Raw genomic sequence first — 23277 nt, forward strand, 5'->3', positions numbered from 1 at the left:
GCGCCGCCGCGTACCCGGTCCTTGATCGGTGCATCCGGTTCAGACGGCGGTCCGCTCGCGGCCGGCCGGGAAGCGATCCAGGGCCCCGGTCCGGGCCAGCGCCCGGGTCAGCGCCCAGCCGCCGGCACCGGCGATCACGGCGGCGCTGATCACGGTGAAGACGAACATCGGGATCCGGAACGAGACGAGGTCGTAGCCGGCGTAGTAGCGGATCTGGTCGAAGACCGCGGCGGCCAGGCCGGCGAGCGCGCCGGAGACCACGGCCACCGGCAGCTTGAAGGAGCGGTAACGCAACGCGAGGAACGCGGCCTCCGCACCGAGGCCCTGGAAGGCGCCCTGCACGATGGCCAGGGCACCCCACTGGCTGCCGAGGATCACCGAGATGAACGCGGCGAGGAACTCGCAGTAGAACGCCGCCCCCGGCTTGCGGATCACCAGCCCGCCGATCACGCCGGGCAGCAGCCAGATGCCGTAGATGATGCCCTGGGCCCCCGGGAAGAAGGCGAAGGCGGGGTCGGTGGCGCTCCACACGAGGTTCCAGGCCCAGAAGATGACGCCGAACGCGACGGCGATCACCGACGCGACGACGATGTCGACCGTACGCCAGCGGCTGGCGGTGGGTTGTGTCATGGCTGTGCCTCCCAGTTCTTCGAGCGAACCAGGCAAGACGCACGCCACGACCGGACGGTCGTGGCGCGGCTGGAGAATCGACCGAACTCCCTGCGCTGGCATTACCCAGATCAGGTTCGAGGGTCTGCGGTGGTGTCCCGCACTCTCAGCGCTGTGCGCTCCCCTGTCGGATATGAAGTTGTGGCGCCGACGCTAGCACCGACGGTGATTTCGCGACAGCGCCGAGGTCGGATGTGGCCCCCGACACCTGGTCGCGCGGTAGGGTGGTCTGCCCCCACCGCGACCGTCCGTAGTGAAGGGACCAGCCTTCAGTGACCACGGCCAATGCCGCCCCCGACACCACGGGGGCCGGTCCCGCCAGCGGCACCGGACCGGCGGGCGGCGGCCCGCCCGACCCCGGACCACCACCGCGCCGCCCGCTCCTCGGCGACCGGATCGGCTCGGTCGAGGTGCTCGCCGCGCTGCTGCTCCTGCTGGTGGTCTTCCGGGGGCCGCTCTCGACCGCGATCTCCAGCCCGCGCCTGCAGACCTGGACGACCGTGTTCGTCTCGGTCATGGTGCAGGCGGTGCCGTTCCTGGTCTTCGGCGTCGTGCTCTCGGCCGTGATCGCGGTCTTCGTGCCCCGCTCGTTCTGGGCCCGGGCGCTGCCGCGACACCCGGCCCTGGCCGTACCGGTGGCCAGCGCCGCCGGCGTGGTCCTGCCCGGCTGCGAGTGCGGCGCGGTGCCGATCGCCGGCTCGCTGATCCGGCGCGGGGTCACCCCCGCCGCCGCCCTGGCGTTCCTGCTCGCCGCGCCGGCGATCAACCCGATCGTGCTCGCCTCGACCGCCGTCGCCTTTCCCGGCAGCCCGGAGATGGTGGTCGCCCGCGGCCTGGCCAGCATCGTCGTCGCGATGATCATGGGTTGGTTGTGGCTGCGGCTGGGCCGCGCCGACTGGATCCGGCTGCCGCACCGACCCGAACTCGACGGCATGTCCAAGGGCCGGGCGTTCTGGGCGGCCGTACGCCACGACGTGGTGCACGCCGGCGGCTTCCTGGTGCTCGGCGCGATGGCGGCGGCCTGCATCAACGTGCTGGTGCCGGAGCGCTGGCTGCAACTGGTCGCCGACAACCCGGTGCTGTCGGTGCTGGTGCTGGCCGTGCTCGCCGTGCTGCTGTCGATCTGCTCGGAGGCCGACGCCTTCGTCGCCGCGTCGCTGTCGCAGTTCTCGCTGACCTCCCGGCTGGTCTTCCTGGTCGTCGGCCCGATGGTGGACCTCAAGCTGGTGTCGATGCAGGCCGGCGTCTTTGGCCGGCGGTTCGCGTTCCGGTTCGCCCCGGCCACCTTCGTGGTGGCCGTACTGGTGGCCGTCGGGGTCGGTGTGGTGCTGCTGTGAGCGGAGGACGGCGATGAACCGGCGGGCCCAGGCCGTGGTGCTGCTGCTGCTCGGCGGCTCGGTACTCAAGGCCAGCTTCACCGACATGTACCTGCGCTACGTCAAGGAGGGGCTGCGGCCGTTCCTGATCGCCTCCGGTGTCCTGCTGGTCGCAGTCGCGGTGATGACGCTGCTGCACGACCTGCGCCCCCGGCCGGGCACCACCGGCGCCGGGCACGACCACGAGCACGACGACCACGGCCACGAGCACGGGGGCAAGGGGCACCACGAGCCGCGCGTCGGCTGGCTGCTGATCGCACCGGTGCTCGGCCTGCTGCTGGTCGCCCCGCCGGCGCTCGGCTCGTTCGCCGCCGGCCAGGCCGGCACCGCGCTATCCAGCCAGCGGGCCGACAGCTACCCGCCGCTGCCCGAGGGTGACCCGGCGAAGATCAGCGTGCTCGACTACGCGTCCCGGGCGATCTTCGACGGCGGCGCCTCGCTGACCGGCCGGACCGTGCAGCTCACCGGCTTCCTCGCCGAGGGGCCGGGCGGCGAACCGATCCTGGCCCGGATGATCCTGTCCTGCTGCGCCGCCGACGGGCGGCCGATCAAACTCGGGATGAGCGGCAACGTTCCGGTCGGGCTGCCCGCCGACAGTTGGGTCGAGGTGGTCGGCGGCTACACCGACCGCGTCATGACCGACCCGGTCAACGGCGAGGACATCCCCTACCTCCAGGTCGAGTCCTGGCGCCAGGTGGACCCGCCGAAACAGCAGTACGGGTAGCCGACGTACCGTGGCGGGAGTGGAGATCACCCAGGCGGCCCCGCTCACCCGCGCCATGCTCGCCGCGGACCTCGTCCGGCTCGGCGTACGGCCCGGATCGGTGCTCGTCGTACACGCCTCGATGCGCCCGCTCGGCTGGGTGTGCGGCGGCCCGCAGACCGTCGTACTGGCCCTGCGGGACGTGCTCGGCCCGGACGGCACCCTGGTCGTGCCGACCCACACCCCGGACAACTCCGACCCGGCGAACTGGCGCAACCCGCCCGTACCGGAGCACTGGTGGGCGACCATCCGCGACGAGATGCCGGGCTTCGACCCGGCCGTGACGCCGAGCCGCTGGATGGGGGCGCTCGCCGAACTGGTGCGTACGTCGCCGGGAGCCCGGCGCAGCGACCACCCGCAGGTGTCGTTCGCGGCCCTCGGCGCCCGGGCCGGCGACCTCGTCGCCGACCACCCGCGGGCCGGGATGCTCGGCGACGCCTCACCGCTGGGCCGGCTCTACGACCTCGACGCCGACGTGCTGCTGCTCGGCGTCGGCCACGACTCCAACACCTCGCTGCACCTGGCCGAATACCGGCAGCCGGACCCGCCCCGGGAGCGCCTCGGCGCCGCCGTGCTGACCGGCGCCGGCGGCCGGGAATGGAGCTGGTGGGACGACGTCGACCTCGACGAGGGCGACTTCGAACTGCTCGGCGCCGACCTGGACGGGACCGGCGCGGTCCGGTTCGGCGAGGTCGGTGCCGCCCGGTGCCGGCTGATGCGCCAGCGGGCCGCCGTCGACTTCGCCGTGGACTGGATCGCCGCCAACCGATGAACCCGGAGGACCGATGACCCTCAGCGCCGATGCCTACCTGTCCGTCGTCCGGTCGACGATCGACCGGGTCTCCGCCGGCCAGCGCGAAGCCGTCGAAGGGGCCGCCGACCTGATCGCCGCGGCGCTGGCCGCCGACGGGGTGGTGCACGCCTTCGGCACCGGCCACTCCGAGGCGCTCGCCATGGAGATCGCCGGCCGGGCCGGGGGACTGGTGCCCACCAACCGGGTGGCGCTGCGCGACGTGGTGATCCACGGCGGTGAGTCGCCGAGCGTGCTCGGGCCGACCCTCGAACGCGACCCGGCCGTCGCCCACCGCCTGCTCGACCTGCTGCCGGTGAGCCCCGCCGACGTCTTCGTCGTCGCCTCCAACTCCGGGGTCAACGGGGCGATCGTGGAGTTCGCCCAGCTCGTCAAGGAGCGCGGCCACGGCCTGATCGCGATCACCTCGCGCGAGCACTCGGCCGACGTCGAGTCGCGGCACCCGTCCGGGCGCAAGCTCGCCGACCTCGCCGACGTGGTCCTCGACAACGGTGCCCCGTACGGGGACGCGACCCTGGAACTGCCCGGCGGCGGTGCGGTCGGCGCGGTCTCGTCGATCACCGCCGCCCTGCTGGCGCAGCAGATCGTGGTGGAGGTGGTGCGCCGGCTCGTCGACGCCGGGCAGACCCCGCCGGTCTACCTGTCGGCGAACATCCCGGCCGGCGACGCGCACAACGAGGAGTTGGAGCGGCGGTACGCCGGCCGGATCAGGCGCGGTAGCTGAGGTTGTTTCGTCACCCCTCCGCCGGGGCATTCACGAGCGTTGTCATCGGCGGGGTAACGGGAGGCGTCAGGTGGCCAAGGAGACCGAGAAACAGCGTTGGCAACGCAACTTCGCCGACCTGCTCCAGGAATTGCGCGTCGCGCAGACCGGCGTACAGATTCTCTTCGCCTTCCTGCTGACGCTGCCGTTCAGCAGCGGCTTCCCGGACACCACAGCGTTCCAGCGGGACGTCTACGTGGTGGCGCTGTTGTCCGCGGCCGGCGCCACCGCGCTGATCATCTCGCCGGTCGCGTTCCACCGGGCCCTGTTCCGGCAGGGCCGCAAGCCGGAACTGGTCCGGTACGCCCACGCCGTCGCCAGCGGGGGCCTGGGATTCATGCTGATCGCGATGGTCAGTTCGGTACTGCTGATCACCGACTTCATCCTGCCCCGGCCGGTCGCCTTCATCCTCAGTGGCATCACCGCGATCTTCTTCCTCGTCTACTGGGCCGGCCTGCCGTTCCTGCGACGCAACTGGGGCGACGGGGACGAGGACGACCTCGACGACGAGGAGGCCCCCACCTCGACCCGGTGAATCGGCCACGCCAGGCTTTGCCGGCGTCGGATTGGTGATCGTCTGCTGTTGCGGCGGTCGATACACCGAGTCGGAACTGTCTGAACAGCAGACGATCACTGGATGGCTGTCTTGTTCAGATGCTGAATCAACAGACCCTTTCCTGGGTATTACCGGTCAGTAGCGTGATGGGAAGCAGCACGCTGAGCCGTACCCGGAGGAGGGGGTTGCCGTGACGACGACGCAGGACGAACGCCCGGCGGCGGGTGGGATCGACGGCGGTGCCGGGCCACTGCCGAAGGAGGCCGGCCAGGTCTCGGAGAAGGAGGCCCGGCAGGTCGCGGAGGCAGCCCGGGAAACCGAGTGGGGCAAGCCCAGCTTCGGCAAGGAACTCTTCCTCGGCCGGCTCCGGCTCGACCTGATCGACCCGTGGCCGCGACCGGACCCGGAGCAGGTGGCCAAGGCCGACGACTTCCTCGCCCGGCTCGGCGAGTACGTCCGTACCGAGGTCGACGGCGCACAGATCGAACGCGACGCCCGCATCCCCGACGAGGTCTTCCGCGGCCTCGGCCGGCTCGGTGCCTTCGGCATGAAGATCGACGAGGAGTACGGCGGCCTCGGCCTGTCCAACCTGCACTACTGCCGGGCGCTGATGCTGGCCGGCTCGGTCAGCCCGGCGATCGGCGCGCTGCTGTCGGCACACCAGTCGATCGGCGTACCGCAGCCGCTGAAGATGTTCGGTAGCGTTGAGCAGAAGAAGCGCTTCCTGCCGCGACTCGCCGCCGGTGAGGTGTCCGCGTTCCTGCTCACCGAGCCCGACGTCGGCTCCGACCCGGCCCGGCTCGGCGCGACCGCCGAACCCGTCGAGGGCGGCTTCAAGCTCAACGGCGTCAAGCTGTGGGCCACCAACGGCACCGTCGCCACCCTGCTGGTGGTGATGGCCCGGGTGCCGGCGACCGACGGGCAGCGGGGCGGCATCACCGCCTTCGTCGTCGAGGGCGACTCGCCGGGCATCACCGTCGAACGGCGCAACGAGTTCCTCGGCCTGCGCGGCCTGGAGAACAGCGTGACCCGTTTCCATGACGTGTTCGTACCGGCCGACCAGGTCATCGGCGGTGTCGGCAAGGGACTCAAGATCGCCCTGACCACGCTGAACACCGGCCGGCTGTCGCTGCCCGCGATGTGCGTCGGCGCCGGCAAGTGGTCGCTGAACGTGGCCCGCGAATGGGCCGCCGAACGGGTCCAGTGGGGACGCCCGGTCGGCGAGCACGAGGCGGTCGCCAAGAAACTGTCCTTCATCGCCGCCAGCACGTACGGCATGGAGACGATGCTCGACCTGTGCTGCATGCTCGCCGACGACGACCGCAACGACATCCGGATCGAGGCGGCCCTGGTCAAGCTCTACGCCAGCGAACTCGCCTGGCAGGTCGCCGACGAACTCGTCCAGATCCGCGGCGGCCGCGGCTACGAGACCGCCGACTCGCTCGCGGCCCGCGGCGAGCGGCCGGCCGCCGTCGAGCAGATCCTGCGCGACCTGCGGATCAACCGGATCTTCGAGGGCTCCACCGAGATCATGCACCTGCTGATCGCCCGCGAGGCCGTCGACGCCCACCTGTCGGTCGCCGGCGACATCATCGACCCGGACGCCGACCTGACCCGCAAGGCCCGGGCCGGCGCCCGGGCCGGCGCCTTCTACGCCCGCTGGCTGCCGACCCTCGCGGTCGGCCGTGGCCAGACCCCGACCGGGTACGCCGAGTACGGCCCGCTCGCCGGCCACCTGCGATACGCCGAGCGGACGTCGCGCAAACTCGCCCGCTCCACGTTCTACGCGATGTCGCGCTGGCAGGGCCGGATGGAGCGTAAGCAGGCGTTCCTGGCCCGGATCGTCGACATCGGCGCGGAACTGTTCGCGATGGCGGCGACCTGTGTGCGGGCCAAGGCCGAGCGGGAGACCCGGCCGGAGGGAATGGAACTGGCCGACCTGTTCTGCCGGCAGGCCCGGCTGCGCGCCGAACGGCTCTTCGCCGAGTTGTGGGACAACACCGACTCGGTCGATGTGAAGGCGGCGAAACGGATCCTCGGCGGCCGGTACGCGTTCCTGGAGGACGGGGTGGTGACCCCGGCCACCGACGTCGACCAGGTGGCCGCCTGGGAGCCGGGACCGGCCACGGTGCGTGACGTCCGCCGCCGCATCCCGCCGGCCGACTGACCGGTGGCGCCGCGCGTCCGGCGAAAGGCCGATGCCGGGCGTGCGGCGCCGATATCGTCACCGCATGGTGGGCGGCATCGGCGAAGGATCGACATGGTGGGCACGGGCGTCGGGCTCGCGCTGGGGCGAGGCGTTCGCGGTTCTCGGCCTGACGGGGGCGGTGCTGCTCCTCGCCCGGCACCTGCGGCCACTGACCTGGGAGTTGGGCGGCTGGCTCAGGTTCGGCACCGACATGTCCGCCCCCGATCCGACCCCGGTGATCTGGCTGTGCCTGGTGGTGTGGGCCGCGGTCGTCGCGGCGATCCTTGCGAACCGGCCGCTGGTGGCAGCGGCGGCGGCGTGGTTCGGGGTGTCGGCCGACGCGCTGCGCCTGGTCCTGATGTCCCGCTGGGCGGGCGAGCTGGCCTGGTGGTCGATCCTTCTGGCGCTGCTGCTGGCCGGGGTGCTGAGCGTGGCCGCCCTGAGCCGTCCTACCGGCTCCGCACTGCTGGGCCACGGGCGTACGGCCCTGGTCGTCGGCGCCGGAGTGGTCGCCGCGTCCGCGCCGATGGCGGAATCGCTGCTCTGGGTACGGGACGGCGGTCTGCTCACCCTGGACCTACGCCGGAGTGCCATGTTGGCGGGGGCGACGTACCTGGTGGTCGCCGTACTGCTCCTGCCCGCCGTCGCCGGTGGCCGGCCACCCGTACGGCGACGGGTGTTCGCGCTCCTGCTGCCGATCGTCACCCTGCTCGTCGTCGCGCAACTCTCCTTCGATCAGGCGTTCTCCGGGCTGATCCCCGCGGCCGGACCGCTGCCGTCCGGCATCGCGGGACTGGTCACCGCGCCTGCGCTGGCCCTGCTCGTCCTGGCCAGCGGGGTGGCCGTGGTCCGGTTCGTCGAACGGACCCACCCGGCCGACGTCGCCGTACCACGGCCGTGAGGTCTACCACCGGCGGCCGGTCAGCGCTTGCCGGGGCGCAGGCCGAGGCCGCGTAGCTCCAGTGCGGCCAGCGCCTCCACTGTGGCGTCGTCGCCGCGCCGCCAGGCCTCGGCCACGTCCGGGTCGATCCGGGTGAGCCGGCCCAGCGGCTGGGAGACCAGCGCCCGCAGGGCGAGCAGGTCCCGGCCGGCCGGCGCCGTCCGCAGCGCCCGCGCGGCGGTCGCCCGCCGGATCCACCGCACCCGCAGCGGCAGCCAGCCGAAGAGCACCAGCCCCAGCGGGAAGATCAGCACCGCGACTGCGAGGGCGAGCGCCAGGTCGCCGACCAGATCCTGCTGCTCGCGACCGGCGTCGGCCATCGAGCGGGCCGCCTCGGCCGCCCGCTCGAACGGCGCGGTCAGCTCGTCGCCGACGATCGGCACCCGGCCGACCTTGCCGCCGGCGTCGGCCAGGTTGTCGGCCAGGCCGCCGCCGGCCCCCGCCAGCTTCTGCCCGGGTACGGCGAGCTTCTGCACCAGGTCGTGCAGCCACATGGCGGCCCGGACGGCGGCGTAGACCCAGACGACGACGAGTACGTCGGTGACGAACTGCCGCAGGGCGGTCGGGAAGCGGTCAGCGTAGATCTTCACGCCGCACAGCGTGCCGCAACCGGTGCCGTTTCGCAGCACTGCCGCGTGGCGGTGTCGGGGCAGCCCTGATCGTTTGCGGTTAAGGCGTTGTCCGCCCGGCGTGTCGTCGGCCTGTGCGGCAGACGATCATCGCAGTGCCGGCCGGCGGCGCGGGTCAGCGGGGCGGGTCAGCGGCGGCACTCCGGGCAGGTACCGAAGATCTCCAGGGTGTGGCTCACGTCGGCGTATCCGTGCTGGGCGGCGACCCGCTCCGCCCACGTCTCGACGGCCGGCCCCTCGACCTCGACCGTACGGCCGCACGACCGGCAGACGAGGTGGTGGTGATGGCCCTCGCTGCACCGGCGGTAGAGGTGCTCGCCGCCCGGCGGACGCATCACGTCGACCTCGCCGGCGTCGGCAAGGCCCTGCAGGGTGCGGTAGACGGTGGTCAGGCCGACCCGCTCGCCCCGGTCGCGGAGCATGCCGTGCAGTTCCTGGGCGCTGTGGAAGCCCTCGACCTCGGCGAGCAGGGCGCTGACCGCGCTGCGCTGCCGGGTGTTGCGGGTCGCGGTGGCGTCACCGGTCATGTTGACATCTCCTCGCTCCGACCGGTCCCGTGGCGGCGGTGACGGGTGGGGGTGCCGACGCCCGACGGTAGCGCGTTCACCGCGCTTCCCGAGCATGGCTGACCGCGTCGGCGACGATGTGGGCGACATGTTCGTCGACGAGAGCGTAGGCGATTTCCCGGCCGCGCCGCGAGCCGCGTACGACACCGGCCCCGCGCAGCACCCGCAGGTGCTGGGAGACCAGGGGTTGCGGGGCGCCCAGCGTCTCGACGAGTTCGTGGACGCAGCGCTCGCCGCCGGCCAGTTCGGTCACGATGGCGACCCGGATCGGAGCGGACAGGGCGCGCAGGAGTTCGCCGGCGCCCTCGTACGCCTCGTAGCCGTTCCCGGTCGTCATGCCGTAACGGTAACCAATGTCGTCGGGCCGCGGCCCGGCACCGTCGGCGAGCCCGACCGGGATGGCCGCCGGGTCAGTGCTTCAGTACGACTTCCGGCGGCTCGACCTCGGCGACCGGCGCGGCGGCGGGGGCCGTACGGCGGCGCAGCGACCGCCACACCGCCGACCCGACGGCGATGCCGAGGAACGCGGCGATCGCCAGGACCACGATCGTCGCGCCGAGCGCGGTGTTGGCCTGCGCGGCCAGCCAGACGCCGGAGCCGGCGCTGAGCAGGCCGAGCGCCATCGCGAGGGCCATGGTGGCCTTGAAGCCCCGGGTGACCTGCTGCGCCGCCGCCACGGGTACGACCATCATGGCGCTGATCAGCAGCAGCCCGACGGTACGCATCGCGATCGTCACGGTCACCGCCGTGGTCACCGCGATCAGCAGGTTCAGTGCCCGGACCGGCAGCCCCGACACCCGGGCGTACTCCTCGTCGTGGCAGATGGCGAACAGCGCCGGACGCAGCAGCACCATCGCCACCAGGACCGCCGCCGCCAGCCCGACGATCACCCACAGGTCCTGGGCGCTGGTGGTGGTGAGCGAGCCGAACAGGTATGCCATCAGGTTGGCGTTGCTGCGGTCGGCGGACAGGCCGACGAGCATCACGCCGCCGGCGATGCCGCCGTAGAAGAGCAGGGCGAGGGCCATGTCGCCGGAGGTGCGGCCGCGCTCGCGGAGCAGTTCGATGGCGATCGCCCCGGCGGCCGCGACCAGCACCGCGGTGAGCACGGGGGAGCGGTCGAGCAGCAGGCCGACGCCGACCCCGGTCAGCGCCACGTGGCCGACCCCGTCGCCGATCAGCGACATCCGGCGCTGCACGAGGTAGATGCCGAGGGCGGGGGCGGCCAGCCCGATGACGAGCGCCCCGACCAGGGCACGGATCATGAAGTCGTACTGGAAGAGGCTCATCGTCCCCACGTCCCGGCCGTCGGCGGTTCCTCGTCGGCGTGCGGATGCACGTGGTCGTGGCCGGGCACCGCGTGGTGTCCGGCCGGCGCCGGCACCGGCCCGTCGTGCGCGATCCCACCGTCGTGTACGACGACCGCCCGGCCGACCAGCGGGTGCAGCGGCCCCAGTTCGTGGGCGACCAGCAGCACGGTCCCGCCACCGGCGTTGAATCCGCGCAGTGCCTCGGCGAACGCCTCCTGGCTGGCCGCGTCGACCCCGGCGGTCGGCTCGTCGAGGACCAGTGCCTCGGGCTCGCCGGCCAGCGCGCGGGCGATCAGGGTGCGCTGTTGCTGCCCGCCGGAGAGGGTGGCGACCGGGTCACCGGCCCGCTCGGCGAGCCCGACCGCGGTCAGCGCCGCCGTCACCGCCCGGCGGTCGGCGGCCCCGGCCGGCCGCAGTACGCCCCGACGGGCCAGCCGGCCGGAGGCGACGACCTCGCCGACCGTGGCCGGTACGCCGCTGCCCGCCCCGATCCGCTGCGGCACGTAGCCGATCCGCCGCCACTGCCGGAACCGGCGCAGCGGCGTACCGAAGAGGTCGACCGTGCCGCCCGCCAGCGGCACCAGGCCGAGGATGGCGCGGACCAGGGTGGACTTGCCCGACCCGTTGGCGCCGAGGATGGCGACCACCTCGCCGGGGGCCACCGTCAGGGAGACGTCCCGCAGCACGGGGCGGCCGTCGTAGGCGACCACCCCGTGCCGGACGTCGACAACCGCCGTGCTCACCGCACCACCGTACGGTGCGTCCGGCCGTACCCGGTGGCGCGGGTCGAGCGTGGCCGGGCTGGTCGGTCCAGGTGTCACGAGCAGCCGAGGGCGGGCTTGAGGGTGGCCAGGTTGGTGCGCATCACCGACAGGTAGTCGCCGGTGCTGCCGGCCTGGAGGCCTTCGAGCGGGTCGAGGACCGCCGTCTGTGCCCCGACCTCGCGGGCGATCGTCTCGGCGACCTTGGGACTGACCAGCGTCTCGAAGAAGATCGTGGTGGCGCCGTGGAGCTTGGCCTCCTCGGTCACCTCGGCCAGCCGCTGCGGCGACGGCTCGTCCTCCGGGGTGAGGCCGGTGATGCCGATCTGCTCCAGCTTGTAACGGTCGGCGAGGTAGCCGAACGCGCTGTGACTGGTCACCAGTTCCCGGCGCTGGCAGGTCGCCAGGCCCTGCTCGTACTCCTGGTCCAGGGCGGTCAACTCGGTGCGCAGTGCCTGGGCGCGGGCGGTGTAGTCGGCGGCCCGGTCGGCGTCGGCCGCGCCGAGCCGCTTGGCGAACTCGTCGGCGACGGTGGCCAGCCGGCTCGGGTCGAGCCAGAAGTGCAGGTCCTTGCCTCCGCTGTCGTGGTCGTGCCCGTCCTCCTCGGCGGCCGGCGGCTCGGGGCTCGCCTCGTCCCCGTGGCCGTGGTCGTGGTCGTCGTGCCCGTCCTCGCCCTCGTGGTCGTGGTCGTGGCCGCCGGCGGCGGCGTCGAGCAGCGGTACGGCGGTCGCGACGTCGAAGGCCCGGTCGCCCGCCTGCTGGGTCACCGCCTCGTCGACGGCGGGCTGGAAGCCCTTGAGATAGATCACCAGCTTGGCGTCGGTGAGCTGACCGACCTGCTGCGGGTTGAGTTCGAGGTCGTGCGACTCGGCGCCGGGCTTGACGAGGTTGGTGACGGCGACGGCGTCGCCGCCGACCCGCTCGGCGACGAACTGGAGCGGATAGAAGGCGGCGACGACGTCGATCCGGTTGCCGTCGGCACCGGCCGACGAGTCGTCGCCGCACGCGGCAGCCCCGCCCAGCACGAGCAGGGCGGTGGCGCAGGTGGCGGCGATACGGGGGGTGGAGCGTGCAAACATGCCCCAACTCTCACGACAATGAGAATGATTGTCAAAAACGCATGGGTGCATACGGCCGCCCGGCCCGCCCTTGATCGTCGTGATCAGGGAGTTTGACGGCCGGCGCGCCGGCGACACGCGCGACTCGGTCCCTGATCACGCGGATCACCGGGATTAGAGGATCTTCAGGAGGGCTGCCGCCAGGAGCAGGGTTATGGCGGCCAGGCGGAGGACACGGGTGCCCGGCGGCTGGATCGGCCAGGTCAGGACCAGCAGCGCCACCAGGGCGGCGGCCAGCACCAGCAGGATGCCGCCGCCGATGATGCCCGGCGCGAGAAGCCCGACCAGCATGAGCGCCAGCGCCGCCAGGAAGGCCGCCGTCGGATTGATCCGGGCGAGTCGGGCGGGCACGCCGCGGTGCGTAGGCTGCATCCGACACATGCTACGAGGAGGCTGACATCTTGCTGGTGCTGAACCGCTTCGTCGTCGACGAGGACGGCGCCGGGACGTTCGCCGACCGGGCCCACGCCGCCCTGGCCGCCCTCGCCCGCCGGCCCGGATACCGGCGCGGCGAACTCGTCCGCGCCCTCGACGACCCCACGTACTGGAGCCTGCTCACCGAATGGGAGTCGGTCGGGGCGTACCGGCGCGCCCTCGGCGACTTCGATGTCAAGATCACCGCGATTCCGCTGCTGGCCGAGTCGGTCGACGAGCCGTCGGCGTACGAGTCGCTGGCCACCGCCGCCCCGGGCGGCGAGGTCGTGGTCGGCACGAGCGACCGGGCCGCGAACCCCGGCCGCTGAAGCGGGTCGGCGGCACCGGCCGTGCCACACCGGGCGCGCGCACGGGCATTACCCTTGCTGTCATGACCACTCCCGGACCGGCGGGCCCGCCGCTGCCGTACGCCGTACCCGCTGGTCAGGGTGGATCGACCGTGCCTCCCGGCGGGGCGGCACCGGCGGGTCCCGGCGTCGCGCCGCCGTTCGCCGCGCCACCGACCGAGGGGCGGACCGCCCGGCTGTGGTGGGGCCTCGGTGCCGCCGCGCTCGCCGTGGCACTGTGCTGCGGCGGCGGCGCGGTGGCGTTCGTGGGATTGGCGGTCAGCGGCACGCAGGCGCTCAACGAGCAGGCCGGCGCCGTCGTCGGCGACTACTTCGACGCCGTCACCGACGGGGACTACGACCGGGCCTACTCGCTGCTGTGCCGGCGGGAGCAGCAGCGCGAGCCGATCCTGCGGTTCCGCACCCGGCTGGCCACCGAACCCAGGCTGACCAACTACCAGGTCGGCGACCTGGAGATCACCGACGAACTCGAGGTGCCGGTCGACGTCACCTATGCCGAGGGCGGCAGCGGCCGGGTGTGGGTGTCGCTGGCGCAGAACACCGGTACGGGCGAATTCGAGGTCTGCGGCATCGGCCAGTAATCTCGGTGGGCCGCGCCGATAACCGCGGCACCGGCAGATCCGTTGTCCAACGGAACCGTCGCCCGAACAGAACCGTCCCGCACCTAGTCGTGCCACGTCCCCGCCGGCCGCCAGCCGGCGTAGGAGGAACCATGCCAGCCGACCGTATCGACGCCATCGTCAGCCTCGCCAAGCGCCGGGGTTTCGTCTTTCCCTCCAGCGAGATCTACGGAGGCACCCGATCGGCGTGGGACTACGGCCCGCTCGGTGTCGAACTCAAGGAGAACGTCCGCCGGCAGTGGTGGAAGACGATGGTGCAGCAGCGTGACGACATCGTCGGGCTCGACTCCGCGGTGATCCTGTCCCGCGACGTGTGGGCCGCCTCCGGGCACCTCGACGCGTTCGTCGACCCGCTGACCGAGTGCCAGTCCTGCCACAAGCGGTTCCGCGCCGACCACCTCGAAGAGGCGTACGAGGCCAAGCAGGGCCGGCCGCCGGCCGGGCTCGCCGAACTGAACTGCCCGAACTGCGGCAACAAGGGCACCTTCACCGAGCCGCGGATGTTCAACGGGCTGATGAAGACCTACCTCGGTCCGGTGGAGAGCGAAGAGGGCCTGCACTACCTGCGGCCGGAGACGGCACAGGGCATCTTCGTCAACTACAACAACGTCGCCACCGCGGCCCGCAAGAAGCCGCCGTTCGGTATCGCCCAGGTCGGCAAGTCGTTCCGCAACGAGATCACGCCGGGCAACTTCATCTTCCGCACCCGCGAATTCGAGCAGATGGAGATGGAGTTCTTCGTCGAGCCCGGATCCGACGAGCAGTGGCACGAATACTGGCTCCAGGAACGTTGGAACTGGTATCTCGACCTCGGGCTGAGCGAGTCGAACCTGCGGTTCTACGAGCACCCGAAGGAGAAGCTGTCGCACTATTCGAAGCGGACCGTCGACATCGAATACCGCTTCCTCTTCGGCGGCACCGAGTTCTCCGAACTGGAGGGCATCGCCAACCGGACCGACTTCGACCTCACCACGCACAGCAAGCACTCCGGCGTCGACCTGTCGTACTTCGACCAGGAGAAGCAGGAGCGTTGGGTGCCGTACGTCATCGAGCCGGCCGCCGGCCTCACCCGGGCCGTGCTGGCGTTCCTGCTCGAGGCGTACGACGAGGACGAGGCGCCGAACACCAAGGGCGGCGTCGACAAGCGGACCGTGATGCGCTTCGACCCCCGGCTGGCGCCGGTCAAGGTCGCCGTACTGCCGCTGTCGCGTAACCCCGACCTGTCGCCGAAGGCCCGCGACCTGAGCACGACGCTGCGCAAGCGCTGGGTGGTGGAGTTCGACGACTCGCAGGCGATCGGCCGCCGCTACCGCCGGCAGGACGAGATCGGTACCCCGTTCTGCGTCACCGTCGACTTCGAGACCCTCGACGACAACGCCGTCACCGTCCGCGACCGCGACACGATGACCCAGGAGCGGGTGTCCCTGGACCAGGTCGAGCGCTACCTGCTCGACCGCCTTCCCGGCTGCTGACCCGCGCCGGCCGGGCTGAGGCCGGTCCGTGCCGCCGCCCGGCTCACGGCGCTTCGTGCCGCCGGCCGGCGGCGCTGCCGGCGACGGAGTGGTGGTCGTGCGGCCCACAGCGAATTCAGTGTGAGAACAGCGAATTCGCTGTGGGCCACGACAGTGACCCGGCCCCGGCCGCCGGGCGGACGGTGGGACCACCTCCGCCGGGCGGCGGAGCACCCTGGCCGGCGGGCACCGGCGGACCAGTTCGGCCGGGGCGGCCCGGTTCGTCGTCGGGCGTGCGACGTGGAATCCTCGTACGGTGACCACGACCGCCCCCGCCGCCGTCCGCCCGCTGACCCTCGGGCCACACCAGGTGTGGCCGCCGGTCGTGCTGGCGCCGATGGCCGGCATCACCAACGTGGCGTTCCGCCGCCTCTGCCGTGAGCAGGGCGGCGGGATCTACGTCTGCGAGATGATCACCACCCGGGCGCTGGTCGAGAAGAACCCGAAGACGCTGCGGATGATCGCGTTCGGCTCCGACGAGCGCCCGCGCAGCCTCCAGCTCTACGGCACCGACCCGGAGATCACCGCGGCGGCCGTGCGGATGGTGGTCGAACGCGACCTCGCCGACCACGTCGACCTCAACTTCGGCTGCCCGGTACCCAAGGTCACCCGCCGGGGCGGCGGTGCGGCGCTGCCGTGGCGGCACCGGCTCTTCGCCCGGATCGTGCGCGGCGCGGTGGAGGCGGCGGCACCGGCCGGAATCCCGGTCACCGTCAAGATGCGCAAGGGCATCGACGACGACCACCTGACGTACGTCGAGGCCGGGCTCGCCGCCCAGGACGCCGGGGTGGCCGCGGTCGCCCTGCACGGCCGGACCGCCGCCCAGCGCTACTCGGGCACGGCCGACTGGGACGCGATCGGCACCCTCAAGCAGGCGCTGGACGTGCCGGTGCTCGGCAACGGCGACATCTGGGAGGCCGACGACGCGCTGCGGATGGTCGCGCACACCGGCGCCGACGGTGTGGTCGTCGGCCGGGGCTGCCTGGGCCGGCCGTGGCTCTTCGCCGACCTGGAGGCGGCGTTCGACGCCCGGCGCGCGGTCGGGGAGGCGCCCGGCGGCATCCCGGCGACGAAGCCCGTGCTGCCCGATCTCGGCCAGGTGGCGGCGATCATGCGCCGGCACGCCGAACTCCTGGTCGAGTGGTTCGGCGGCCGGTGGGAGCCGGAGCGCGACGGTTGCACCGACTTCCGCAAGCACGTGGCCTGGTATCTCAAGGGGTTCTCGGTCGGCTCGGAGCTGCGCCGGTCGCTGGCGATGATCTCCAGCCTGGCCGAACTCGACGACCTCCTCGCCCGGCTCGACCCGACCGAGCCGTTCCCGACCGCGGTCCTCGGCCAGCCGCGCGGGCGGACCAACTCGCCGGGCAAGGTGCACCTGCCGGACGGCTGGCTCGCCGACCGGGACAGCGCCGCCGTCCCGGCCGGCGCCGAACTCGACGACTCCGGCGGCTGAGCCTCTGGGGTGGCCTGCGGCTGAGCCCCCTAGGTCACCTGCGGCTGAGCCGGTGCCTGGGCGGCCGAGGGAACGTCGCCGGCCGCCGGCCAGGGGATCTGCGGGGAGCGGTGGAAGGTGATACCGGCGGCGGTCCAGCGTGGTGCCTGTGCGGCCAGCCGGCGGGCGAACCCGGTCCAGTCCCGGCTGCCGGCCGGTGACCAGCCCAGCTCGGCGACCGCCGCCAGGCGGGGGAAGAGCATCAGCTCGACCTCGGCCATCGTGGTGACCGACTCGGTCCACAGCGGGGCCTCGACGCCGAGTACGGCCGACTCCGGCACCCCCGCGAGGAAGCTGCCCGGGTCCCAGTCGTACGCGTCGCGTACCTCCAGCAGCCCGGCCCAGTCGTGGCCGACCGGGGTGTCGGTGGCGTACTTCATGTCGAGGTAGACGCGGTTGGCGGGGGAGAGCACCACCCGGGCACCCCGCCGGACGGCGTCGGTGACGGTGTCGTCGCTGTCCGACGTACCCCAGAACTGGACGACCCGACCCGGGCTGTGCGTGGTGACGGCGAGCTGGTGCCAGCCCATCACGGTCTTGCCGGTCGCGACGACCAGCGGCTGGGTCTTGGCCATGAAGGTGGCGTAGTCGTCGGCCGGCACCTTGAACGCCTCGTCGCCGCCGATGTGCAGGTAGGGGCCGGGGCTGAGGGCGGCGATCTCGGTGAACACGTCGTGCAGGAAGTCGTAGGTGGTCTCGCTGTGCACGGCGAGCGCGCTGAAACCGACCTCGGTGCCGGTGTAGCGCGGCGGGGAGGTCCGGTCCGGGCTCAGCTCGGCGTACGCGGCCAGCGCGGCGTTCGTGTGCCCCGGTACGTCGATCTCGGGGACGACGGTGATGGCGCGGGTGGCGGCGTACTCGACGATCCGCCGGTAGTCGGCCTTGCTGTAGTGGCCGCCGGGCCCGTCGCCGACCTCGCCGGCGCCGCCGTACTCGCCGAGCAGGGGCCAGTTGTCGATCGCGATCCGCCAGCCCTGGTCGTCGGTGAGGTGCAGGTGCAGGTGGTTGATCTTGTAGAGGGCGATCAGGTCGATGAACCGGAGCACGTCGGCGACCGGCCGGAAGTGCCGGGCGACGTCGAGCATCGCCCCCCGGTAGGCGAACCGGGGGTGGTCGACGACCCGCCCGGCGGGCACGGTCCACGGGCCGGGGCCGGCGGCACCGCCCTCCACCTGCGCGGGCAGCAGTTGCCGCAGGGTCTGGGTGCCGTGGAACAGGCCGGCGGCCGTACGGGCGGCGACGGTGACGCCGTCGGCGGTCACGTCGAGGCGGTAGCCCTCGCCGTGCTCGGGTACCCCGTCACGGGCGAAGCGCAGCCGGATCTGGCCGGGGCCGTCGTCGGCCACGACCGGCACCGGGTGCCCGGTCGCCCGGCGCAGCACGGCGGCGAGGTGCTCCGCGACCGCGACGGCGACCGGGGCCGGGTGGGTGTGGACGGCCGTGTCGGCGGTCAGGGTCCAGTGCTCCCCGCCGACCCGCTCCACGCTGACCGGTGCGGGCACCAGATCGGCGTAGGTCGGTAGCTCATTCGAGGGAACGGGACGGGGACGGGGGGCAACGGGCGACACGGGTGTTCTCCCTGCGTATGTGGTCGTGCGTGCGTGGTCGTGCGTGTGGGAACGCTTCCAGGAACCGCAGCAATCGCGGTTAGTGCCGACCAGTGTGCCAATTGTCACCGAATGCTGCCACGTCACCCCGGCGTCGCTTAGCCTTCGCCCACCAATGGCCATTGGTTCCCTGATACGAAACTCGACTTCCGGGGTAACGGAGAGCGGCTGAATCTTCGTTAAGTGTCGGTCCCGGCGCACGTGGGAGGCTCTGGTGGCAGCGGAAAAGGCGACGACCAAGCACAAATACGTCTACGGGTTCGCCGAGGGCAACAAGGATCTGAAAGATCTACTCGGCGGCAAGGGCGCCAACCTGGCGGAAATGACCAACCTCGGGCTTCCCGTGCCGCCCGGTTTCATCATCACCACCGAGGCGTGCAAGGCGTACCTGGCCACCGGCGCCGAGCCCGACGGGCTGGCCGATCAGGTCGCCACGCACCTCGCGGCGCTGGAATCCGCGATGGGCAAGCGGCTCGGCGACCCCGCCGACCCGCTGCTGGTGTCCGTACGCTCCGGTGCCAAGTTCTCGATGCCCGGCATGATGGAGACCGTCCTCAACGTCGGGCTCAACGACGAGAGCGTGGCCGGGCTCGCCCGCCAGGCGTCGGACGGGGGTCCGGGCAGCGGCGACCGGTTCGCCTGGGACTCCTACCGTCGGCTGATCCAGATGTTCGGCAAGACCGTCTGCGACGTGCCCGGCGAGGAGTTCGAGCACGCCCTCGACGACGCCAAGCGGGCCAAGGGCACCACCAACGACCTCGACCTGGACGCCGACGACCTGCGGGCGCTGGTCGGGGCGTACAAGAAGATCTTCGCCAAGCACACCGGGCGGGAGTTCCCGCAGCCGCCCCGCGAGCAGCTCGACCTGGCCGTACGGGCCGTCTTCGAGTCGTGGAACGCCGAGCGGGCGGTGCTCTACCGCCGGCAGGAGCGCATCCCGGCCGACCTCGGCACCGCCGTCAACATCGTCGCGATGGTCTTCGGCAACCTCGGCCCCGACTCCGGCACCGGCGTCGCCTTCACCCGTGACCCGGCGACCGGCAACCAGGGCATCTACGGCGACTACCTGGCCAACGCGCAGGGCGAGGACGTGGTCGCCGGCATCCGCAACACCGTCCCGCTGCAGGAGCTGGAACGCATCGACAAGCGGTCGTACGACGAGCTGCTGCGGAACATGGCGACCCTGGAGGGTCACTACCGCGATCTGTGCGACATCGAGTTCACCATCGAGCGCGGCAAGCTGTGGATGTTGCAGACCCGGGTCGGCAAGCGTACGGCGGCCGCCGCGTTCAACATCGCCAGCCACCTCGTCGACGAGGGGATCATCGACCTCGACGAGGCGCTGCACCGGGTCAACGGCGCCCAGCTCGCCCAACTGATGTTCCCCCGCTTCGACCTCTCCGGCTCGCCGGAGGTCGTCACCACCGGGGTCGGCGCGTCACCGGGCGCCGCCGTCGGCCGGGTCGTCTTCACCTCCGCCCGGGCCGTCGAGCTGGCCGGCCAGGGCGAGCGGGTCATCCTGGTCCGCCGGGAGACCAACCCCGACGACCTGCCGGGCATGATCGCCGCGCAGGGCATCCTCACCGCCCGGGGCGGCAAGACCAGCCACGCCGCCGTCGTCGCCCGGGGCATGGGCAAGACCTGTCTCTGCGGCGCCGACAACCTCGACGTGGACGTGAAGGCCGGCCGGTTCACCGTCGGCGGGCACGTCGTCAACGAGGGGGACATCGTCTCGATCGACGGCACCAGCGGCTGCCTCTACCTCGGCGAGGTGCCGGTCCGCCCGTCGGAGGTGGTCCAGTACTTCGAGGGTTCGGTCGACCCGGCGACGAGCACCGACCCGCTGGTGGTCGCCGTACACCGGATCATCGGCCACGCCGACGAGGTGCGGCGGCTGCGGGTGCGGACCAACGCCGACACCGGCGAGGACGCCGCGCGGGCCCGGCGCTTCGGGGCCGAGGGGATCGGGCTGTGCCGTACCGAGCACATGTTCCTCGGCGACCGCCGCGAGCTGGTCGAGCGGCTGATCCTGGCCCGTACCGAGAGCGAGCGCAACGAGGCGCTGGACGCGCTGCTGCCGTTGCAGCGGGCCGACTTCGTGGAGATCTTCCGCGAGATGGACGGGCTGCCGGTCACCGTCCGGCTGATCGATCCGCCGCTGCACGAGTTCCTGCCGTCGCTGGAGGAACTGGCCGTGCACGTCGCGGTCGCCCAGGAGCGCGGCGAGGACCCGGGCAAGGACCAGGCGCTGCTGGCCGCCGTACGCCGGATGCACGAGCAGAACCCGATGCTGGGTCTGCGCGGGGTGCGGCTCGGCCTGGTCATCCCCGGCCTGTTCGCGATGCAGGTGCGGGCGATCACCGAGGCCGCCGCCCAGCTCGTCGCCGAAGGCCGCGACCCCCGGCCGGAGATCATGGTCCCGCTGGTCGGGGCGGTCCAGGAGCTGGAGACCGTACGCGTCGAGGCCGAGAAGATCATCTCGGAGGTGACCCGGGAGCACGCCGTCGAGGTGCTGATCGGCACCATGATCGAGGTGCCCCGGGCGGCGCTCACCGCCGGCCAGATCGCCGAGGCGGCCGAGTTCTTCTCCTTCGGCACCAACGACCTGACCCAGATGGCCTGGGGCTTCTCCCGCGACGACGTCGAGGGGGCGTTCTTCTGGCGCTACCTCGAACTGGGCATCTTCGGCATCTCGCCGTTCGAGTCGCTGGACCGCGACGGCGTGGGCCGGCTGGTCCGGATCGCCGTCGACGAGGGCCGGGCCGCCCGGCCCGGGCTCAAGATCGGAGTCTGCGGCGAGCACGGGGGTGACCCCGAGTCGGTGCACTTCTTCCACGAGGTCGGGCTGGACTACGTCTCCTGCTCACCGTTCCGGGTCCCGGTGGCGCGGCTGGAGGCCGGCCGGGCGGTGATCGAGTCGGCCGGCTCCGACAGTCGCTGACCCGCGGGTCGCGTACGGGCACGACAGCGTGGCGTGACGTAGTCGTGCCCGTACGTACGGTAAATGTGGGTTGTGGGTGAATCGTCGCTTCGCCACCGCCTGGCGCGCCGGACCCGGTTCCTGCCGAGGATCGCCGCCCGGCTGCCCTGGTGGGTCTCCGCCCTGGTGGGGTTGGGTGCCGCCGGGCTCGGCCTGCTGCTGATGACCCGGCCGCTCAGCGCGGTGGGCGTGCTGGCGGTCTACGTCGGCCTGAGCTGTCTCGCGTCCGGTGTCGCCGACCTGACCGCGCACCGGCGGGACGGCCCGGTCCCGGCACCGTCGGCGGCACTCGGCCTCGGCTGGATCGTCCTCGGCGTGGCCGTCCTCGTCTGGGTGGGCACCGCGGTCGAACTGCTGCCCAGGGTCGTCGCGGTCGCGCTTCTCGTGTCCGGCGCGGTGAAGTGCCTGCAGGCGTGGCGGGGCACACCCGACGAACGGTTGGCGGCGGTGCTGTTCGGGGCGGCCGACATCGGCTTCGGGGCGCTGGCGCTGGCCTGGCCCGACGTCACCCTGCTCGTGGTGGCGGTGCTGTTCGGCGCCCGCACCGTCCTCTTCGGCCTGGCCCAGGTCTGGGCCGCCGTCGGGCGGAGGGTCGGCCGTGCCGGTCCGGCCCGGCCCGGTCGCGCCGCCACCGGCGTACGGCGCTGGTCGCGGTCGATCGGCGCCGGGCTGGCCGCGGCCGCCGCGCTGGCCGCCCTGGTGATCACCGGCCGGATCGACGCCGGCTCGCCGGTCGTCGACGGCTTCTACACCGCGCCGGACGACCGGCCGGACCGGCCCGGCGTGCTGTTGCGCCACGAACCGTTCGGCCGGGACGTCCCGGCCGACGCGAAGGCGTGGCGGATCCTCTACACCACCACCCGCGACGACGGGGTACCGGCGGTGGCCAGCGGCCTCGTCGTGGCGCCGGCGGCCCCGGCGACCACGCCGCGTCCGGTCATCGCCTGGGCCCACGGTACGACCGGCTACGCGGCCAACTGCGCGCCGAGCCTGCTCCCGTCCCCCTTCACGGCGGGCGCGTTGCCCGCCCTCGACCGGATTCTCGGGCCGGGCCGGGTGCTGGTGGCCACCGACTACACCGGGCTCGGCACCGCCGGGCCGCAGCCGTACCTGATCGGTCAGGGCGAGGCCCGCGCGGTCCTCGACGCGGTGCGGGCCGCCCGGCAACTGGACCAGTTGCGCCTGGCCGCCGAGACCGTCGTCTGGGGACACTCCCAGGGCGGGCACGCCGCCCTCTGGACGGCCCAGATCCAGCCGACGTATGCGCCCGACGTGCCGTTGTCGGGGGTGGCGGCGATGGCGCCGGCGGCCGACACGCTCGCGCTGACCCGGCATCTGCCGCAGGTACGCGGCGGGTCGGTGTTCGCGTCGTTCGTCATCGAGGCGTACGCGCGGACGTACCCGGACGTCGACCTCGACGACTACGTCATCCCGTCGGCGCGGATCCTGGTGCGGGAGATGGCGACCCGTTGCCTGGCCGAGCCCGGGTTGTTCGTATCCGTGCTCGATGCGTTGTCGATCGACCGGGACCGGCCGATCTATGCCCGCGACCCCACCGGCGGCAGCCTCGGGCGGCGGTTGGCGCAGAACACCCCGACCGGACCCTTCGAGATGCCGGTCCTGCTCGCGCAGGGGGCGAGCGATCCGCTGGTCACCCTCGCGATCCAGGACAGCTACGTCGCGGGGCTGGCGGCGGCCGGACAGCGCGTCGACTACCGCACCTACGCCGGCCGGGACCACATGGGCCTCGTCGCCGCCGACTCACCGCTGATCTCCGACCTCGTCACCTGGACCGGTCGGCTTCTGCACCCCTGACCGGTCCCCAGGTGCCGGCG

21 protein-coding genes, 1 pseudogene and 1 riboswitch are annotated in these 23277 nt (G+C 72.4%); of the genes and pseudogenes, 13 read left to right on the forward strand and 9 right to left on the reverse strand.

The genetic code is table 11. From position 1 onward, the window contains the following. Positions 1-39: 39 nt before the first annotated feature. Positions 40-630, reverse strand: coding sequence for an ECF transporter S component (locus AB0M79_RS07390; protein WP_364209037.1), 591 nt, complete (start codon positions 628-630; stop codon positions 40-42). A 69-nt stretch (positions 631-699) separates the two neighbouring features. Next, positions 700-805: riboswitch (TPP riboswitch) on the reverse strand. Positions 806-1064: 259 nt separating this feature from the next. Between AB0M79_RS07390 and AB0M79_RS07395 the strand changes: the two genes are divergently transcribed. The 7 genes from AB0M79_RS07395 to AB0M79_RS07425 all read left to right on the forward strand — a co-directional run bounded on the left by AB0M79_RS07395 (position 1065) and on the right by AB0M79_RS07425 (position 8027). Then, positions 1065-2006 (forward strand): permease, encoded by a 942-nt coding sequence (locus AB0M79_RS07395; RefSeq protein ID WP_364209897.1) that lies wholly within the window; start codon positions 1065-1067, stop codon positions 2004-2006. Between the two features lie 13 nt (positions 2007-2019). Next, positions 2020-2769: a TIGR03943 family protein gene (locus AB0M79_RS07400; protein ID WP_357542728.1), complete on the forward strand. Its 750-nt coding sequence runs from the start codon at positions 2020-2022 to the stop codon at positions 2767-2769. A 19-nt stretch (positions 2770-2788) separates the two neighbouring features. Then, positions 2789-3580 (forward strand): AAC(3) family N-acetyltransferase, encoded by a 792-nt coding sequence (locus AB0M79_RS07405; protein ID WP_364209040.1) that lies wholly within the window; start codon positions 2789-2791, stop codon positions 3578-3580. Positions 3581-3593: 13 nt separating this feature from the next. Next, the gene (locus AB0M79_RS07410) at positions 3594-4343 is read left to right on the forward strand and encodes an SIS domain-containing protein (protein ID WP_364209043.1); all 750 of its coding nucleotides are present in this window, start codon (positions 3594-3596) and stop codon (positions 4341-4343) included. Positions 4344-4413: 70 nt separating this feature from the next. Further along, on the forward strand, positions 4414-4917 hold the full coding sequence (locus tag AB0M79_RS07415; RefSeq protein ID WP_357542734.1) for a DUF6328 family protein: 504 nt from the start codon (positions 4414-4416) through the stop codon (positions 4915-4917). Positions 4918-5167: 250 nt separating this feature from the next. Then, complete coding sequence (locus AB0M79_RS07420; RefSeq protein WP_364209900.1) at positions 5168-7105, forward strand: acyl-CoA dehydrogenase family protein; 1938 nt, start codon at positions 5168-5170, stop codon at positions 7103-7105. 64 nt (positions 7106-7169) lie between these two features. Next, positions 7170-8027, forward strand: a complete 858-nt coding sequence (locus AB0M79_RS07425; RefSeq protein WP_364209047.1) for a hypothetical protein — start codon at positions 7170-7172, stop codon at positions 8025-8027. Positions 8028-8047: 20 nt separating this feature from the next. Here AB0M79_RS07425 and AB0M79_RS07430 read toward each other — a convergent pair whose 3' ends face one another. The 7 genes from AB0M79_RS07430 to AB0M79_RS07460 all read right to left on the reverse strand — a co-directional run bounded on the left by AB0M79_RS07430 (position 8048) and on the right by AB0M79_RS07460 (position 12822). Next, entirely contained in the window at positions 8048-8656 is a 609-nt protein-coding gene (locus tag AB0M79_RS07430; protein ID WP_364209049.1) for a hypothetical protein, read from the reverse strand. Positions 8657-8823: 167 nt separating this feature from the next. Beyond that, entirely contained in the window at positions 8824-9222 is a 399-nt protein-coding gene (locus AB0M79_RS07435; RefSeq protein ID WP_357542740.1) for a Fur family transcriptional regulator, read from the reverse strand. A 76-nt stretch (positions 9223-9298) separates the two neighbouring features. After that, complete coding sequence (locus AB0M79_RS07440) at positions 9299-9598, reverse strand: metalloregulator ArsR/SmtB family transcription factor (RefSeq protein ID WP_357542742.1); 300 nt, start codon at positions 9596-9598, stop codon at positions 9299-9301. Positions 9599-9671: 73 nt separating this feature from the next. Next, a complete protein-coding gene (locus AB0M79_RS07445) occupies positions 9672-10550 on the reverse strand; it encodes a metal ABC transporter permease (RefSeq protein ID WP_357542744.1) in 879 nt (292 codons plus the stop codon). Further along, a complete protein-coding gene (locus AB0M79_RS07450) occupies positions 10547-11314 on the reverse strand; it encodes an ABC transporter ATP-binding protein (protein WP_364209054.1) in 768 nt (255 codons plus the stop codon). Before AB0M79_RS07450 ends, AB0M79_RS07445 begins: the two co-directional genes overlap by 4 nt. 74 nt (positions 11315-11388) lie before the next feature. Further along, positions 11389-12411 carry a metal ABC transporter substrate-binding protein gene (locus AB0M79_RS07455; protein WP_364209057.1) on the reverse strand — a complete coding sequence of 341 codons (1023 nt, stop codon included), beginning with the start codon at positions 12409-12411 and terminating at the stop codon, positions 11389-11391. A gap of 153 nt (positions 12412-12564) precedes the next feature. Next, a complete protein-coding gene (locus tag AB0M79_RS07460; protein ID WP_364209060.1) occupies positions 12565-12822 on the reverse strand; it encodes a DUF6703 family protein in 258 nt (85 codons plus the stop codon). 29 nt (positions 12823-12851) lie between these two features. On the opposite strand from AB0M79_RS07460, the gene AB0M79_RS07465 reads away from it, so the two are divergent. The 4 genes from AB0M79_RS07465 to dusB all read left to right on the forward strand — a co-directional run bounded on the left by AB0M79_RS07465 (position 12852) and on the right by dusB (position 16816). Continuing rightward, entirely contained in the window at positions 12852-13193 is a 342-nt protein-coding gene (locus AB0M79_RS07465) for an antibiotic biosynthesis monooxygenase (RefSeq protein ID WP_357542752.1), read from the forward strand. A gap of 62 nt (positions 13194-13255) precedes the next feature. Beyond that, positions 13256-13813: a hypothetical protein gene (locus AB0M79_RS07470; RefSeq protein WP_357542754.1), complete on the forward strand. Its 558-nt coding sequence runs from the start codon at positions 13256-13258 to the stop codon at positions 13811-13813. Positions 13814-13944: 131 nt separating this feature from the next. Further along, positions 13945-15324: a glycine--tRNA ligase gene (locus tag AB0M79_RS07475; RefSeq protein WP_357542756.1), complete on the forward strand. Its 1380-nt coding sequence runs from the start codon at positions 13945-13947 to the stop codon at positions 15322-15324. 295 nt (positions 15325-15619) lie between these two features. Further along, positions 15620-16816 carry a tRNA dihydrouridine synthase DusB gene (gene dusB, locus AB0M79_RS07480; protein WP_364209064.1) on the forward strand — a complete coding sequence of 399 codons (1197 nt, stop codon included), beginning with the start codon at positions 15620-15622 and terminating at the stop codon, positions 16814-16816. 29 nt (positions 16817-16845) lie between these two features. Here dusB and AB0M79_RS07485 read toward each other — a convergent pair. Next, positions 16846-18351 (reverse strand): annotated as a pseudogene (locus AB0M79_RS07485) (beta-N-acetylhexosaminidase); the annotation flags it as partial. Positions 18352-18676: 325 nt separating this feature from the next. Between AB0M79_RS07485 and ppdK the strand changes: the two are divergent. Both ppdK and AB0M79_RS07495 read left to right on the forward strand, forming a co-directional pair. Further along, positions 18677-21403: a pyruvate, phosphate dikinase gene (gene ppdK, locus AB0M79_RS07490; protein ID WP_364209067.1), complete on the forward strand. Its 2727-nt coding sequence runs from the start codon at positions 18677-18679 to the stop codon at positions 21401-21403. A 72-nt stretch (positions 21404-21475) separates the two neighbouring features. Continuing rightward, positions 21476-23257: a lipase family protein gene (locus AB0M79_RS07495; RefSeq protein WP_364209070.1), complete on the forward strand. Its 1782-nt coding sequence runs from the start codon at positions 21476-21478 to the stop codon at positions 23255-23257. The last annotated feature ends 20 nt before the right edge of the window (positions 23258-23277 follow it).

It is taken from the genome of Polymorphospora sp. NPDC051019 (assembly GCF_040683055.1).
GTDB lineage: Bacteria > Actinomycetota > Actinomycetes > Mycobacteriales > Micromonosporaceae > Polymorphospora > Polymorphospora lycopeni.